Here is a 14313-nt window from a genome sequence, read left to right on the forward strand (position 1 = left end):
GGTGAAGGTGTAGCCGTTGCCCAACTGCCCGAAGCGCGCGTCGATGTTAATCATGTTGCCGCGCGTAATCACGTAGCAGAAGCCCCGGGCAATCAACTGCATCGACAGCGTGACGACGAACGGCGGGAGTGATGTGTTGGCCAGGAAGTAGCCGTTGAACAGGCCGCACAAGAGGCCAACCAGCAGCGACACGATGATCGCGAGCCCGAAGGACATGCCAAGATCGGTAATCATCCATGCGCAAAAGCAAGCCGTCAGTCCGACCACCGAGCCTTGGGACAGGTCGATGCCGTTGATGATGATGCACAGCGTCATGCCAAAGCCCAAGATGCCGGTGATCGAAATCGACCGCACGATGTTGAGCAGGTTTCTGGATTGCAGGAAGCGCGGCTCGACCGCCGCGATGCCCGCGCACATCAAAACGAGCCCTATCAAGATGCCCAGGTTGTTTCGAATATAGGTGGTGACGGGGTTTTTCTTAAGCGACCATGCGCTATGCATCCTTCGAACCTCCTACCGCGTAGAGTATGACTTCCTGCTCCGTCAGATTCTCCTTGTCAACCGCACCAACCAGCCTGCCCTCCCGGAGCACGTATACCCGATCGCACAGGTTGATGATCTCCGCCATCTCGGAGGAAATCAGGATGATGCCCACGCCCATGTCCACGATTTCATAGATCAGCCGGTAGATTTCCTGCTTGGCGCCGACGTCGATGCCCTTGGTCGGCTCGTCCAGGATCAAGATGCGCGGGTTGGTCACCAGCCATTTGGCGAGCACCACCTTTTGCTGGTTGCCGCCCGACAGGTTGAGCGCCTTCGTCTCGTAGGAGGCGGTCTTGAGCTTGAGCTTCCTCGATACCTCGTCAACCGTCCGGTCGCTCAGCTTGCGGTCGAGCCGGACGAACCGGATCAGCCGCTTGAGGATGGCGATCGTGACGTTGAAGTCCACCGTCTGGCGCATCACCAGTCCCTCGTGCTTGCGATCCTCGGGCGCGAGCACGATGCCGTGATCCACAGCGTCCGACGGCGTCCGGATCGAAATCGGCTTGCCATCGAGCTTCACTTCTCCCTTTTCCGCCCGATCGACGCCGATCAGCGCGCGCATCAGTTCCGATCGGCCCGAACCCATCAGCCCGTAGAAGCCCAACACCTCGCCCTTGCGCAGGTTGAAGCTTATGTCCTTCACGCGATCGGAGCTTATATGGCTGGCCTCAAAGAACACCTCGCCCGGCGACGTCTTGGATTCGGGATAAATGTTCTCGATCTCGCGGCCCACCATCATGTTGATGATCTGATGTTTGGTGATGTCCGCGATATCCCGGGTGCCGACGTAGCAACCGTCGCGCAAGATCGTCACCCGGTCGCAGACGCGAAAGATCTCGTCCAGCTTATGGGAGATAAAAATGATGGTCACGCCCTGCTCGCTCAATCGCCGCATGATGGCCAGAAGCGTATCGACCTCGTCGCCCGCGAGAGAGGCGGTGGGTTCGTCCATGACCAGAATCTTGAGATCCTGCGACAGTGACCGGCAGATTTCGATCATCTGACGCTGGGCGACGCTCAGTTTCGACACGCGCGTGTCGGGACTGATGCCGCTCATTCCGATCGTCTGAAGCAGCTCGGCCGCCGCCCGCGCCATCGCCCGATCGTCGACGAAGCCGAGGCGATTGACCGGGAATTTCCCGAGAAAGATGTTTTCCGCTACCGTCATGTTGCCGGCTAGGCTCAGTTCCTGATGGATGACGCTGATGCCCGCTGCGGCGGCCACCGACACGTCCGTCATGACGACGCGCCGGTCGTCAAGGTAGATTTGCCCTTCGTCGGGCTGATGGATGCCCGCGAGGATCTTGATCAGCGTGGATTTGCCGGCGCCGTTTTCGCCGATCAACGCATGGATCTCCCCACGCCTGACCTCAAAGGTGATGTCGCTCAGAGCCCTGACGCCAGGGAACACCTTGGTCACGTTCTCCATCCGCAGCGTGTATTCGCTCATCTCAAAACCTCGTTTCAATGGGAAAGCCCTGGGGTTGTGTTTGCGACGCAGGCCATCCCGCATAGGGGCGGCCTTGGGTCGCCCGCACCTGTTTGGCGTTCAACACAAGCTCCGGCAGACGGCCGACGGGGCGGGCGACCGCAGGTCGCCCCTACGGGATGTCGCCCGCCCAATCTTCCGCGTTACAGCCCCAATACAGCTTCCTTAGAAGCCCGAGAACTCCGTGTAGTTGTCCGCGTTGATCTCAGAGCACAACAGCTGGACGTTCTCCTCGACGGTCTTGCCGGCCAAGTAGTCGACCGCGTTCTTGACGCAGGTCTTGCCCAGTTCCGCGGGCAGTTGCGCGGCGGTGGCCGTCAGGTAGCCCGATTTGATCAGCTCGAGGGCGTTCTTGGTGCCGTCGATGCTGGTGACCTTGACGTCGCCTGGGGCGAAGCCGTTGGCCTGCAGCGCCGCGCAGATGCCGATGGCGAATACGTCGCCGGTGGTGAACACGCCCTTGAGGTCCGGCACGCTCTGGATCAGGTTCTCCATGATGGTCTGAGCTTCCTCGGTGGTGCCCTTCTGCACGATTTCTTCCTGCACGATCTCGATTCCGGGGTAGTCCTTTAGTTGGTCGTACAGCGCCTGCTTGCGCTGGTTGACCGCCTCGCTGCCGGTGGTGGTGATGGTGACGATCTTGCCTTCGCCGCCCATGGCTTTCACCAGCGCGCCGCCCGCGATTTCGCCGGCGCTGTAGTTATTGGCGGTGACGGTCGAGATCACACCGTCATGCTCGCCGGCGGGCGTGTCCATGACGAACACCGGGATATTCGCCTTCTTGCACTCGTCGATAGCCGGCAGGATGGAGTTGGAGTCGACGGGGATCAGGATGATGGCCTTGCAGCCCTGCGAGATCAGATCGTTGACCTGGTCGAGCTGCTTACCGGAGTCGAAACTCGCGTCGGTCACGATGACGGAACTTGCGCAATCGTACGCTTTGACGCCCTCTTCCACGCCCGCAATACAGGTCGCGTAGAACGAATTGGTCGCATTGGGCACTGCGACACCGTACTTGCCCTCTTCCGCAGACGCGACGCTGAACAGGGACAGGACCAGAACCAGGGATAGGATCGCCGATAGGATCTTCTTCATCTTCCAGAACCCTCCTTTATATAATCTGCACCAATTCGAACGCGCAAACCGTCCGATTGGACTGCTCCATGATAGTATCACACAATTCCATACAAAGCAATACAATATAATACAAATATGGAAATTTTACGCCTGCCGCCGTTCTGTAAAGTTTTCTTCCAGCATTACACTTTGCCCGAATCTATACGATATAGGTCATATAAGGACCGATACTTCACGCCTACGACGAGCGGGAGGAGATCAACCATGATGAATACGATTCGTTCCAAACTGCGGCTTACCGGCATGGCGTCGGGCCTTGATACCGAGAGCATCGTCAAGGATTTGATGATGGCCAGCAAGACAAAGCTCCAATCCGCCCAGAAGCAGAAGACCTTGCTTGAGTGGAAGCGCGAGGGCTATCGGGGCATCATGAGCAAGCTCACCTCCTTCCAGAGCAAGTACTTCGGCAGCGCGACGAACAGCGGCCTGTCGCTCGGGATCGGGGATTCGTTGCGCAAGCTAAGCGCCACCTATTCCTCGTCCTTGGTGTCGGTCACGCCTTCGGCGAACTCGACGGCGGGTACGATCGAGATCGAGAAGATCGAAAGCCTGGCCACCAGCGCCGTGGTCAGCAGCGTGTTCGACGGCGTGTCCGCCAACCCCATGTTCTTGGTGGACGAAAGCAAGCTGAGCGAAGCGTCGATGGCCGGCAAGCAGGTGCTGGTCACGCTCAACGGTGTGCAAAAGGCGGTCATCTTCCCGCCCGACGGTACCTATGATACGACGGCCGGGGTGGCCGCCGTGCTGCAAAGTCAGCTGGATTCCCTATTCGGCGGCGGGAAAATTACAGTGTCGGGCGAAACGAGCGGTCAGATCCAGCTGTCCAGCTCCAACTCCACACTGCAGATCAGCATACCCCCGGATCCTGAAAGTGTGTCCGAGGCGCTGAGCATCGGCAACGCGTCGAACCGCATCAACCGCAGCGTCGCGCTCAGCGACGCCGGGCTTGCGGGCGCTAAGATCAACCCGGAGGACGAGATCGAATTCACCGTCAACGGCAAGAGCTTCAAGTTCACCGGCGCGAACACCATGAACGAAATCATGAACGCCGTCAATTCCAGCGACGCCGGGGTCAAGATGACCTATTCCGAACTGAGCGGCCGTTTCACGATGACCTCCGCGGAGACCGGATCAAGCTCAAAAATCACCCTCACCGGCGAACTGATGGGCAGGCTCTTTGACACCACCAGCGAAAACGCCGTCAAGATGAACCAGGGCACCGACGCCGTGGTGTACCTGAAGACGCCCAACGGCTTCGGGCCCACCAAGTACACGCGCTCCACCAACACCTTCGACGTGGACGGTACGCAGCTTACCCTGCTCGGCACGACGCCCAACCTCTGGGAGGGCAAGATCGAAATCAAGCTCGGCTACAAAGCCGACGACGTGGTGGAGAAGGTCAAGGCCTTTGTCAAGGACTACAACGAACTGCTGTCCACGATAACCGGCAAGCTCAACGAGGAGCGCAACAAGGACTACCTGCCGCTCGTCGACGAGGAGCGCAAGGAGATATCGGACAAAGAGGCCGAGATGTGGACCGAGAAGGCCAAGAGCGGCATTCTTTCGGGCGATTCCACGCTGTCGGCGATCGCTTCGGAACTGCGCAGCGCGATGAGCGCCATGGTCAATGAGCTGGGTGGCGAAGGGGGCGTGGGCATCCTCGCGCAACTGGGCATCTCGACCGGCCATTACACCGAGCGCGGTCTGCTCCACCTGGACGAGACCAAGCTGCGCGCGGCGGTCGAAAGCGACCCCGACAAGGTGATGGACATCCTCACGCAAAAGAGCTCGGTCAGCTACTCGGTCTTTGCGACGGCCGAGCAGAAGCAGCAGCGCTACGCCGAGTCGGGCGTATTGTGGCGGCTGTCGGACATCGTATCCAACCACCTGAGCACCTACGGCAAAAAGGGCGCGCTGATTGAGTTGGTGGGCCGCCCCGGCGACGACAAGGCCTCCACCAGCCAGTACGGCGAGCGCATCCAGACCGCATCCCGCAAGATCGCCGATCTGGAGAAGAAGATGGTGATCGAGGAGGATCGCTACTGGAAGCGGTTCACCGCAATGGAAAAGGCGATGTCCACGCTCAGTTCGCAGAGCAACTGGATCGCCAACATGCTGGGCGGCAGCAAATAAGCAGACGGCAGGGAGTGGAGCAATCACATGACGCTGGCAAACCAATACGCGCGCTACAAGGCTCAATCGGTCGCGGCTTCCACGCCGGGCGAGCAGATCGTCATGCTGTTCGAGCATGCGGCCGTAAAGCTTGCAAAGGCCGCGCAGTGCATCGAAAACAAGGATGTCCCGGGCGCGCACAACGCCATCATTCACGCACAGAACATCTACCAGTACCTGTCGGACTGCCTGGACATGCGCTACGAAATCTCCGAGAGCCTCTTCAGCCTGTACCAGTACGCAATCGACCAGTTGACGACCGCCAACATCAAGAAGGACGCCGACATCGTGCGGCGCATCCTCAAGATGACGCGGGAGTACAAGGAAGTCTGGCAGAAGGCCGACCTGAAAACGCGCACGGAACGGGCGGCGAGGTGAGCGGCATGGAACCACTGAAGGCCCTCGAGGCGCTGTCCCATGAGCGCTTGACCCAGACCAGGCGGCTGGCCGCGCTGTCAGCCGAGGCGCTTGGGCATCTGGATGAAGAAAATTCCGAGGCCTTTGCCGACAATATCGAGGCCGGGAACGCGGTGATCGCTCAGATCGATCGGCTGTCCGCGGCCATGGAGGAGGGCGTCGGGCGGCTCAACGGCAAGGACGCGGCCATCGTTCGGGCGTTGCTTCAATCGGGGGAGGCGGATATCCGCTGCCCCGATTGGTGTGCGCAGCTTTTGTCCGACCACATCGCCCTTGTGCGGCTGCTGCGCGATTGCCAGAGCCTGAATGCCCGGATGGAGTCCGGCGCGCGGGTCATCAGCGAGAATGCACAGCATCATTTGAACGGCATCCGCATGAACCGCAAAATCGTAAAGCGCTATGCCGCGCCGGGGCCGACATCGGGCACGCGCATCAACGTATAAATCGCATTGAAATCGGAGGTCGGATATGGATATATCCAGCATACTGGGATTTATCGTCGGCTTCGGCAGCATCGGCCTCGGCTACATGATGGATGGCGGCAATCTAATCGCGCTTTGGATGCTCAGCGCCTTCGTCATCACGGTGGGCGGTTCCATCGGCGCCCTGTTTGTCTCCTGCAATCCGCGAGACTTAATCAGGTTGCCCGGTATGATGTTGGAGGTTTTTTTTAAGCCTAAATCCGCCATCCCCGCCACGATCGAATACCTCGTGCTACTGGCCACCAAGGCCCGCCAAGGCGGTCTGCTGAGCCTGGAAAAGGAGATCGACGCCTCCGGGGTCGCGGTCGATCCCTTCATCAAGCGCGGAGTGCTGATGGTGGTGGACGGCACCGACCCCGAGAAGATCAGTGATGTCCTGAACAACGACATCTACATCTACGAGACCGACCGCACGACCGCCATCTCCATGTTTGACTCGTTTGCCGCGTTTGCGCCGGCGTTCGGCATGGTGGGCACCATCGTCGGCCTGATCATGACGCTGCAGGCCGGCATGGAGTCGCCGGATATGGTGACCAAGGCCATCGGCGTGGCGTTCATTACCACGCTGTACGGCGTGTTGCTGGCAAACTCATTCTTTATCCCCGCCGCCACCAAACTGCGCGCCCGCATGACGATGTACCGCCTGGAAAAGGAAATGATCATCGAAGCCGTATGCGCCATAAGAAACGGCATCAACCCTCGCATGCTGAAGGAGCAACTATCCTCCTACTACATCCTGGGTTCCAAGAAACAGCAGCAACAACAAGAGAAGCCTCTGCGCGGCGTAAAGGGCAGCAAGGCGGCATGATGATAGCACGATGGGGGTTGACGCGCGTTGGCTAAGAAAACCGCGCCTGAAATCAAGATCGACAGCGGTCGGTGGCTGCTTACCTATGCCGACCTGATGAATAACTTGCTGGTGTTCTTCATCATGCTCTATGTCATGAGCATCGCCGACCTGAGCAAGTTCCAAAAAATGATGGCCAGCTTTCAAACCACCTTCGGCACCGCCACCAAGGTGGAGGAAGTACAAACGGGCAACTTCACGATCGACCAGCTGACCTTGGACGAGATCGACGCGCTGATCGCCCGAGGCCAGCCGCCCTCGGTGAACGAGAAGTCCGGCGGCGGCCGCAAGGACGCCAAGGACATGGGCCGGGACGAGGCGGACGAGGGCAAGGGGGTTACGGACGACGACAAGGCCGGTGCCGCGCCCACGCCGACGGGATCCGACGACATGACCGCGCTCGATGAGGGCCCGGACGAGTACGACGAGTTGGTGCAGCGCATTTCCGACCGGCTCCGAACCTACGGATATGACAAGGCGGTCGCCATCGAAAAGACCGGCGACGAGATCTTTCTGATGTTCCGCGAGGGCGTGTTCTTCCTGCCCGACCAACCGGTGCTCAAGGAAGAGGCCTACCCGATCCTCGGCCACATCGCCGAAATCCTTCTGGAGTCCTATTCCCTGATCGGCAGCATCGACATCAGCGGCCACACGGCCAAGATCGCGCGCGACATGCCGACCAAGGAAAACCTGTTTTCATGGGAGCTGTCGACCAACCGGGCGCTGACGGTGCTGAAATATCTGGTGCGGGATTGCGACATGCCGCAGGAGAAGCTGTCGGTCTCGGGCTACTCGTGCAACCGGCTGTACATCGAGGGCGACACCGAAGAATACCTGGCGCAAAACCGGCGCGTTGAGATTCGGCTGACCAAGGCATCAAAGCTCGCCAAGGCCGCGCGACCCGCCGCCGGGCACGCGCAGCCCGCCGCTCCCCGTCCCGTCAGAACCCCGCATCCATCCAAGGCCCCGAAACCCGAAGCGCCGCTCCCCCGCAGTTGACCCCCTACAGACCATCGCCCGGCCGTTCATGGCCGGGCGTTTTCCCGCTTGGTTTTGGATTGGATTTGGCCGATTCTTCGGTCTTGGGGAGGGCAGTGTGCTCGCGATCTGGAAGGGGATGATCCCGCTGATGTTCGCGGGCCGTTCCCCGCGTGAGCCTCGCGGCGATCTCGGGCTCGTTTTGGGCACGCTGCCGACATGCGCGATGGCGGATCGCTGCCCTGCATCGCGCCGCTGATCGGCTGTTTCGGGCCGGTGACGGCCGCGCCGTTCACAGCCGTGATGGCCGTGTAATCATGGTGCGGCGTGGATCAGCAACTGCCCCATAGGCCGCTCGGCGTCCTCGAGCGCGGCTCTGAGCAATTGCTCCTCCTCCAGCACGCCCGCGAAGCGCATCTCCTGATCGTACACCGCCACCCGATGCAGCGCGCGCGGGCTGAACCGGGCGATCGCCTGTCGGATCGGCGCTTCGGCGCTGGCGGCCAGCCACTTGACCGCCAGCGCGCCCTCGTCGGCCAGCTCGCCCTGCCGGTCGACCAGGCTCAGCAAACTGCCGCCCGCCGCGGCCAGCCGTTCGCGCGCGCCCGCCGCGACCACAAATGCGGCGCACAGCACCAGCGACAGGTTGAGCCGCCCGAACAGGCACGCCCCCGCCGCCGCCAACGCCGCCAACAGCCCCGCGAGCACCTTTCCCATCATGACGCCCACGCGCGCGGCGCGCGCCTGGCCCATGCGCAGCCCGAGCAGCCCGCACAGTACCCGACCGCCGTCCAGCGGCAGCGCGGGCAGCATGTTGAACAGCAAGAGCCCCGCGTTCGCCCGCACAAAGGGCGCGGCGGCCTCGGGCATCAGCCAATTGAGGTTCACCGCCCCCAGCGCCGCGCCCATACACAGCGCGCTGGCCGCGGGCCCCGCCAACGCGACCAGCGCCATCTGCCCGGCGCGCAGCGCCCAGGCGTTCTCGAGCCGCGCCGCTCCGCCGAAGGGCATCAGCTCAAGCTCCGCCACCCTGACGCCCAGCGCGCGCGCCAAGAGCACATGCCCAAGTTCGTGCAGCACAAGCGCCGTCATCAGCGCGCCCACCTCGGCGATGCCCTCCGCCAGCGCCGCCAGCGCCAGCATGACCGGCAAGGCCGGGTGAACGCGTACGCGCAGCCCCCACAGCGTGAAGGCGATCATGCGCCCCGGAGCCGCGCGGTCGGATCGGCGGACGCGCCGGACACGCGCAGCTCGAAGTACATGCGCGCGTCGCCCAAATCCTGGGTGACGCCGATTTGAGCGCCGCGCTCCACCGTCTGGCCGGCCTTGACGATCACCTTGCCGAGATAGGCGTACACCGTCTGCTCGCCCGCCTCATGGTCGATCATCAGCGTCCACTCGCCGCCCGCGTTTTCCGACACCGCCGCCACTCGGCCCGCCGCGGCGGCGTACACCGGCTGTTCGCCGCTCACCTGGTATAGAAGCCATGGCTGGCCGGCGTCATAGCCGTGGGTGAGCGCGCCCGCAACCGGCCGCGCCAGCGCGTCGTGCGCGCCCATGTTCCAAAATACCAGCGCCGCGTCGGGCATCCAGTCGCGCACGAAGTTGAGCTTGCCCAGCGTGTCGTCGAGGTTCACGCGCATGGTCATGGCGCTCGACACGGTTTGGGCCACCTGCCGCGTCCAGGGCGCGTCCACCTTGCCCAACGCGGTGATGCCGAGCAGCAACGCGCAGGCGATCGCCGTGTTGGTCAGCAGCCGTTCGCCCGCGGTGCGCTGCGGTCGCACGCGCGCAAGTTCGGGCCTAAGCTGCCGGCCCTTCGGCCTCGCCGATTTTAGGGCCTTGGGCGCGCGCTCCCACGGCCGCCAGCGGTCCTTGCTCAGCGGGTGCTTAAGCACGCGCCACTTGATGCGCTCGGTTGGCCGCTCTCCCTTAAATTCCTCGGCGCCGGGCGCGATCCCTGTGTGAATGACGAGCCTGCTTTTATCCCGTTGCACGGCCATCCCTCCTTGTCCTTTCGATTATATGAAAGGAGCCTGTGCGCAATGCGCGCCGATCAGGCTCGATCAGCCGCAGAATATTTACATGAATTTATCGTTATGTGCAACAAAAGCGCCCAACATACGCCGCCGTTTGGCGCTAATATAATGTGTAATTGTACGGATGCAAAAAGGGGCTTGATGTACGTGAAGCGTTTTTGTGCGTGGATTGCGCTGATCTTCATGCTGTTCGCGAGCGTGTCGCCGGTCGCGCTGGCGGCCCCCGGGGCGGGCGCCAAGGCTCCCCCCAAGGTCGCCGCCCAGAGCCAAGACAAGTCGGAAGTTGCGCGAGCGCAGCAACGGCTGATCGAGCTGGGCTTTCTGAGCGGCAAGGCCGACGGCGCGTACGGCAAGCAGACCGTCGCCGCGGTGAAGGCGTTTCAGGCCTACGCGGCGGAGCTCGGCAACGATATAAAGGCCGACGGCCAGTTGGGCGCGCGCACGAACAAGCTGCTGTTCGACCCCAAAATCGCCGAGCGGCTGCTGACGGTGCGCAAGGGCGACAAGGGTGCGCCGGTCCAGAAGGTGCAGAAGCGTTTGCTCGCTCTCGGGTTCCTGACGAGCGCGCCGGACGGGGTGTTTGGCGCGGGCACCGAGCGGGCGCTGATGGCGTTTCAGTCGACACTCGCGAGTCAGGGCGTCTCGGGCATTCAGGCGAACGGCGTAGCCGACCAGCTCACGCGCGAGTACCTGTTCGATCGGGATCTAAAGGGATTTGACATCCACACGCCGGTGTTCTTCAAAGACAGCGACCCGCTCGCGCTCGACGGCGACTACCTGTACGCCGGCGCGGCGCTTTTGATGGACGCCGACACCGGCGAGGTGCTGCTTGAGAAGAACGCACGAGAAAAGATGTATCCGGCCAGCACCACCAAGCTGATGACGCTGCTGCTGGGCCTCAAGCGCGGCAAATTCAAGCAGATCGTCACCATCCCGAAGGTGGCCGCGGACATCCCGGGCGACTCGTCGCGCGTGCCGGTGGTTCCCGGCGAGCAGATGCCCTACGCCGACCTGCTGTTCGGGCTGATGATGCGCTCAGGCAACGACGCTGCGATGGCGATCGCGCAGTTGGTGAGTGGCTCGGTCGAAGCATTCGTCGAGGCCATGAACCGGGAGGCCCATGAATTGGGCATGACCGGCACCCACTTCATGAACCCGCACGGCTACCACGATCCGGAGCACTACACCACGGCCTACGACATGGCGCTGCTCATGCGCGCGGCGCTCCAGGATTCCCGCGCCAAATCGGTGATCGAGCGCCGGCAGTATACGATGGCGGCAACCGCCCAGCGCAAGAACGCGCCGCTTCAACTGAGCAATCACTACGATCTGCTGGATCCGAATTCGAAGTACTACAGCCCCGACGCGTTGGGCGGCAAGACCGGTTACACCGGCATGGCGGGCCAGTGCTTTGTCGGCGCGGCACGCAAAAACGGCACCACGCTGATCGCGGTGGTGCTCGACAGCGGCTACTACAAGACCGACCGTTGGCTGGACGTCGCGCGCCTGTTCGCCTATGGGTTTGCCCGGGAGGTTGCGTAAGAAAGGCCGACTGTCCGGGTAAGCGCTGATTGATTCGGGCGGCGGCTGGCGAGATGATTTCCCGTCCGATCGTTTTTGCAAAATGCGCAGGCGCAGCAGCGCTACGTCAAGCGTTCTGTAGGAATGAGCGGGCGCAAGGGCGTCCCGCCAGACGGCGTAGGAACAGATCGGCGGTTACCTAAGCCCGTTTGCGCGCGTCCTCCTGGATATCCTGCAGCGCATCCGCCGCGCACGGGGCGGCAAGATCCTCGCGCCCGTCCCGCGCGACGTGCCTGACCCGCCGCTCCCCATCGGACCCATCCGGCATGAAGCCGATGCCGGGCGCGCCGAACACCTGCCGGTCGGCGCCCGCGGCCGACTGCTCCTGAATGTCTTCCGCAACCTCGCCCGCCAGCTTGTCGCGCTTTTCCTGCTGGATTTCGAGCCTGCGCCGAAGCATCTGCCGGCTCAACTCCTGCAAATGCTTTTGAAGCTCCTTGCGCTGCTTTGCCTTTTCCTCGAGGGGAACCCTCTCGGTGTTGGACAAGCGCTGAAGCGCCAGGCGCACATCTTCTATCTCGCCGCGGATGGACTTGAGGCGAACATCCTGACCGGCGCTGTTGTTGGTTTGAACCTGACGATAATGCGCAAAGTAAATCGCCGCATAACCGACCACCTTCACGACACAGACCCCCCTTTTTGACAACCGGGATCAGGAAGCCGCGCGTCCCGCGCCATTCTCTCCCTATTTGATATATCGCGAAAAATTCATGAAGCTAAAGCCTTTTGGGGGGATTTGTGAAAATTTAATTTAAGGGCCGCGCCTACCGATCGACGCGCGATATCAGGTAGCCGTAGCCCTGCGTCTCCATCTGCTCGAGCGGCACAAAGCGCAGCGCGGCGCTGTTGATGCAGTACCGAAGCCCGCCGCGCGCGTGCGGCCCGTCCTCGAACACATGCCCGAGATGGGAATTGCCCGCGGCGCTGCGCACCTCCGAGCGGCGCATGCCGTATGTGTTGTCTTCATGTTCGGTCACGGCGGCCTCGGTTACCGGGTGCGCGAACGCCGGCCATCCGCAACCGCTCTCGAACTTGTCGCTCGAAAGAAACAGCGGCTCGCCGGTGACCACATCCACATAGACCCCCTTTTGGAAGTGGTCATAATAGGCGTTCTCAAACGGGCGCTCGGTGCCGTTTTGCTGGGTCACCGCGTAAGAGAGCGGGCTGAGCGTCCGCCGGATGTGCTCGTCGCTCGACCGCCGATAGGTGCGCGCCGCCTTGACACGTTCGATCTTGGCGCGGGGCACATGGCAGTAGCCGCCCGGATTCTTGTCGAGGTAGTCCTGATGGTAATCCTCGGCCAGGTAGTAGTTTTGCAGCGGCCCAGCCTCGACCGCAACCGGGCGGCCCAGCGAGCGCGCCAGCGCAGCCAGGCTCGAGCGCGCCTCATCCACGTCGGCCGCCTCCAGCGCGTAGATGCCGGTCCGGTACTGGTCGCCCACGTCGCCGCCCTGTCGGTTGACGCTGGTGGGATCGATCGAATCGAAGTACAGCCCCAGCAGGAACGCAAACGGCAGCGCCGCCGGGTCGTAGATCACATGCACCGCCTCGGCAAACCCGGTCGCACGCGAGCATATCATCTGGTATGTGGGCCGCTCCACCCGGCCGTTGGCGTAGCCCACGCTGGTATGGACGACGCCGGAGATGTTCTTCAAATAGGCCTGCGTGCCCCAGAAGCAGCCGCCGGCCAGCCATACCTCGCGCTCGCCCGTTCCCGGCGCGCGCAGGCGCTCAATTTCGGTGGGCCTCATGCAAATTCCCTCCCCGCCTCATCGCGCGCGGCGTTACGGTTGCCCGACCGTCCAACCCCGGCCGTCGGTCTCGGCCACCACCGCGTCCCGGCGCGTCAGCCAGACCTGCGCGCCCGCGCGCTCAAGCGCGTATACGGTCTCATCTTCCTCGGGCTCGCCCTCCGAGCTCGTAATCACCGCGTGTTTTGGCTCAACCGCGGCGAAGAAGATCGGGCTGATCTTGTTGTACCGGCCGTGGTGGGGCACCTTGAGCAGACCGCTTTTGAGGTCGCCCTCGTCCAGCAGCTCGATCAGCCGGGCGCGCTCGGCATCCCCGGCCAGCAGCGCGCGCGCGTCCCCGGCCGTCAGCCGGATCACCAGCGAGAAGTCGTTCTCCTCATCCTCGCCGTAGAAGGCCTCGTTGGCCACGTCGATGTCGTAGTCGATCCCATCCAGTTCAAACGCGGTGTTCGCATCGAGCGCCTCGGACGCGACGCCTTTCTTGACGAGCGCGGCGCGATAGGCGTTCACGTGCTTTGAATGCTTCTCGTAGTCCGGTTCGTACGCCCGGCCAATCGGCAGCGCCTCGATCACCTGCGCCGCGCCGCCCACATGGTCCTTGTCAAAATGGGTGATAATCAGCGCGTCGAGCTTCGATACGCCCGCGCGTTCCAGCGCCGCGATCAGCGCGGGCGCGTCCTCCTTGAGCCCGGCGTCCACCAGCACCGCGCTGCCCGGCGTCTCGATCAAAATGGCGTCGGCACTGCCGGCGTCAAAAAATGTGAGCGTGGCGATCGGCTTGCCCGGCGCTTTCTCTTGCGCGCACGCGGTCAGCGCCATCGCGCACATCAACAGCGCAATCCAGCAGGCGCACCTCGCATACTTGGACATCCGTCCC

13 protein-coding genes and 1 pseudogene are annotated in these 14313 nt (G+C 62.5%); 6 read left to right on the forward strand and 8 right to left on the reverse strand.

Annotation, left to right across the window (positions count from 1 at the left end):
• Nucleotides 1-66: 66 nt before the first annotated feature.
• The 3 genes and pseudogenes from ACH6CV_RS04405 to ACH6CV_RS04415 form a co-directional block, all read right to left on the reverse strand.
• A pseudogene (locus tag ACH6CV_RS04405) lies at nucleotides 67-501 on the reverse strand (ABC transporter permease); the annotation flags it as partial.
• Nucleotides 494-1993 (reverse strand): sugar ABC transporter ATP-binding protein, encoded by a 1500-nt coding sequence (locus ACH6CV_RS04410; RefSeq protein ID WP_456356954.1) that lies wholly within the window; start codon nucleotides 1991-1993, stop codon nucleotides 494-496. The pseudogene ACH6CV_RS04405 and the gene ACH6CV_RS04410, both read right to left, overlap by 8 nt.
• A 204-nt stretch (nucleotides 1994-2197) precedes the next feature.
• Nucleotides 2198-3127, reverse strand: coding sequence for a sugar ABC transporter substrate-binding protein (locus ACH6CV_RS04415; protein WP_456356955.1), 930 nt, complete (start codon nucleotides 3125-3127; stop codon nucleotides 2198-2200).
• A 246-nt stretch (nucleotides 3128-3373) separates the two neighbouring features.
• Between ACH6CV_RS04415 and fliD the strand changes: the two genes are divergently transcribed.
• From fliD to ACH6CV_RS04440, 5 genes are read left to right on the forward strand one after another with little or no spacing between them, the layout of a single operon-like run.
• A complete protein-coding gene (gene fliD / locus ACH6CV_RS04420) occupies nucleotides 3374-5302 on the forward strand; it encodes a flagellar filament capping protein FliD (protein ID WP_456356956.1) in 1929 nt (642 codons plus the stop codon).
• Between the two features lie 27 nt (nucleotides 5303-5329).
• The gene (fliS, locus tag ACH6CV_RS04425; RefSeq protein ID WP_456356957.1) at nucleotides 5330-5719 is read left to right on the forward strand and encodes a flagellar export chaperone FliS; all 390 of its coding nucleotides are present in this window, start codon (nucleotides 5330-5332) and stop codon (nucleotides 5717-5719) included.
• 5 nt (nucleotides 5720-5724) lie between these two features.
• Nucleotides 5725-6201, forward strand: a complete 477-nt coding sequence (locus ACH6CV_RS04430; protein WP_456356958.1) for a hypothetical protein — start codon at nucleotides 5725-5727, stop codon at nucleotides 6199-6201.
• 25 nt (nucleotides 6202-6226) lie between these two features.
• A complete protein-coding gene (locus tag ACH6CV_RS04435) occupies nucleotides 6227-7048 on the forward strand; it encodes a motility protein A (RefSeq protein WP_456356959.1) in 822 nt (273 codons plus the stop codon).
• A 27-nt stretch (nucleotides 7049-7075) separates the two neighbouring features.
• Nucleotides 7076-8086 (forward strand): flagellar motor protein MotB, encoded by a 1011-nt coding sequence (locus ACH6CV_RS04440; protein WP_456356960.1) that lies wholly within the window; start codon nucleotides 7076-7078, stop codon nucleotides 8084-8086.
• A 294-nt stretch (nucleotides 8087-8380) separates the two neighbouring features.
• Here ACH6CV_RS04440 and ACH6CV_RS04445 read toward each other — a convergent pair whose 3' ends face one another.
• Together ACH6CV_RS04445 and ACH6CV_RS04450 are read right to left on the reverse strand one after the other, a co-directional pair.
• Nucleotides 8381-9265 carry a site-2 protease family protein gene (locus ACH6CV_RS04445; protein WP_456356961.1) on the reverse strand — a complete coding sequence of 295 codons (885 nt, stop codon included), beginning with the start codon at nucleotides 9263-9265 and terminating at the stop codon, nucleotides 8381-8383.
• Nucleotides 9262-10062 carry a peptidoglycan DD-metalloendopeptidase family protein gene (locus tag ACH6CV_RS04450; protein ID WP_456356962.1) on the reverse strand — a complete coding sequence of 267 codons (801 nt, stop codon included), beginning with the start codon at nucleotides 10060-10062 and terminating at the stop codon, nucleotides 9262-9264. The genes ACH6CV_RS04445 and ACH6CV_RS04450 overlap by 4 nt, the downstream gene beginning before the upstream one ends.
• Before the next feature lie 189 nt (nucleotides 10063-10251).
• On the opposite strand from ACH6CV_RS04450, the gene ACH6CV_RS04455 reads away from it, so the two are divergent.
• Nucleotides 10252-11646, forward strand: a complete 1395-nt coding sequence (locus ACH6CV_RS04455; protein ID WP_456356963.1) for a peptidoglycan-binding protein — start codon at nucleotides 10252-10254, stop codon at nucleotides 11644-11646.
• Nucleotides 11647-11824: 178 nt separating this feature from the next.
• Here the strand turns inward: ACH6CV_RS04455 and ACH6CV_RS04460 are convergent, their stop codons facing one another.
• The 3 genes from ACH6CV_RS04460 to ACH6CV_RS04470 all read right to left on the reverse strand — a co-directional run bounded on the left by ACH6CV_RS04460 (nucleotide 11825) and on the right by ACH6CV_RS04470 (nucleotide 14306).
• Complete coding sequence (locus ACH6CV_RS04460; RefSeq protein WP_456356964.1) at nucleotides 11825-12307, reverse strand: hypothetical protein; 483 nt, start codon at nucleotides 12305-12307, stop codon at nucleotides 11825-11827.
• 142 nt (nucleotides 12308-12449) lie between these two features.
• Entirely contained in the window at nucleotides 12450-13436 is a 987-nt protein-coding gene (gene msrB / locus ACH6CV_RS04465) for a peptide-methionine (R)-S-oxide reductase MsrB (RefSeq protein ID WP_456356965.1), read from the reverse strand.
• Between the two features lie 33 nt (nucleotides 13437-13469).
• On the reverse strand, nucleotides 13470-14306 hold the full coding sequence (locus ACH6CV_RS04470) for a ComEC/Rec2 family competence protein (protein ID WP_456356966.1): 837 nt from the start codon (nucleotides 14304-14306) through the stop codon (nucleotides 13470-13472).
• Between the last annotated feature and the right edge of the window lie 7 nt (nucleotides 14307-14313).

This window comes from Anaerozeibacter quisquiliarum, assembly GCF_051162045.1.
In the GTDB taxonomy this organism is placed as follows: Bacteria; Bacillota; Clostridia; order Christensenellales; family Aristaeellaceae; genus Anaerozeibacter; species Anaerozeibacter quisquiliarum.

Coding starts and splice junctions, on each gene's coding strand:
- ACH6CV_RS04410 (WP_456356954.1), bottom strand. CDS start 1,993: ATGAGCGAATACACGCTGCGGATGGAGAACGTGACCAAGGTGTTCCCT.
- ACH6CV_RS04415 (WP_456356955.1), bottom strand. CDS start 3,127: ATGAAGAAGATCCTATCGGCGATCCTATCCCTGGTTCTGGTCCTGTCC.
- fliD (WP_456356956.1), top strand. CDS start 3,374: ATGATGAATACGATTCGTTCCAAACTGCGGCTTACCGGCATGGCGTCG.
- fliS (WP_456356957.1), top strand. CDS start 5,330: ATGACGCTGGCAAACCAATACGCGCGCTACAAGGCTCAATCGGTCGCG.
- ACH6CV_RS04430 (WP_456356958.1), top strand. CDS start 5,725: ATGGAACCACTGAAGGCCCTCGAGGCGCTGTCCCATGAGCGCTTGACC.
- ACH6CV_RS04435 (WP_456356959.1), top strand. CDS start 6,227: ATGGATATATCCAGCATACTGGGATTTATCGTCGGCTTCGGCAGCATC.
- ACH6CV_RS04445 (WP_456356961.1), bottom strand. CDS start 9,265: ATGATCGCCTTCACGCTGTGGGGGCTGCGCGTACGCGTTCACCCGGCC.
- msrB (WP_456356965.1), bottom strand. CDS start 13,436: ATGAGGCCCACCGAAATTGAGCGCCTGCGCGCGCCGGGAACGGGCGAG.
- ACH6CV_RS04470 (WP_456356966.1), bottom strand. CDS start 14,306: ATGTCCAAGTATGCGAGGTGCGCCTGCTGGATTGCGCTGTTGATGTGC.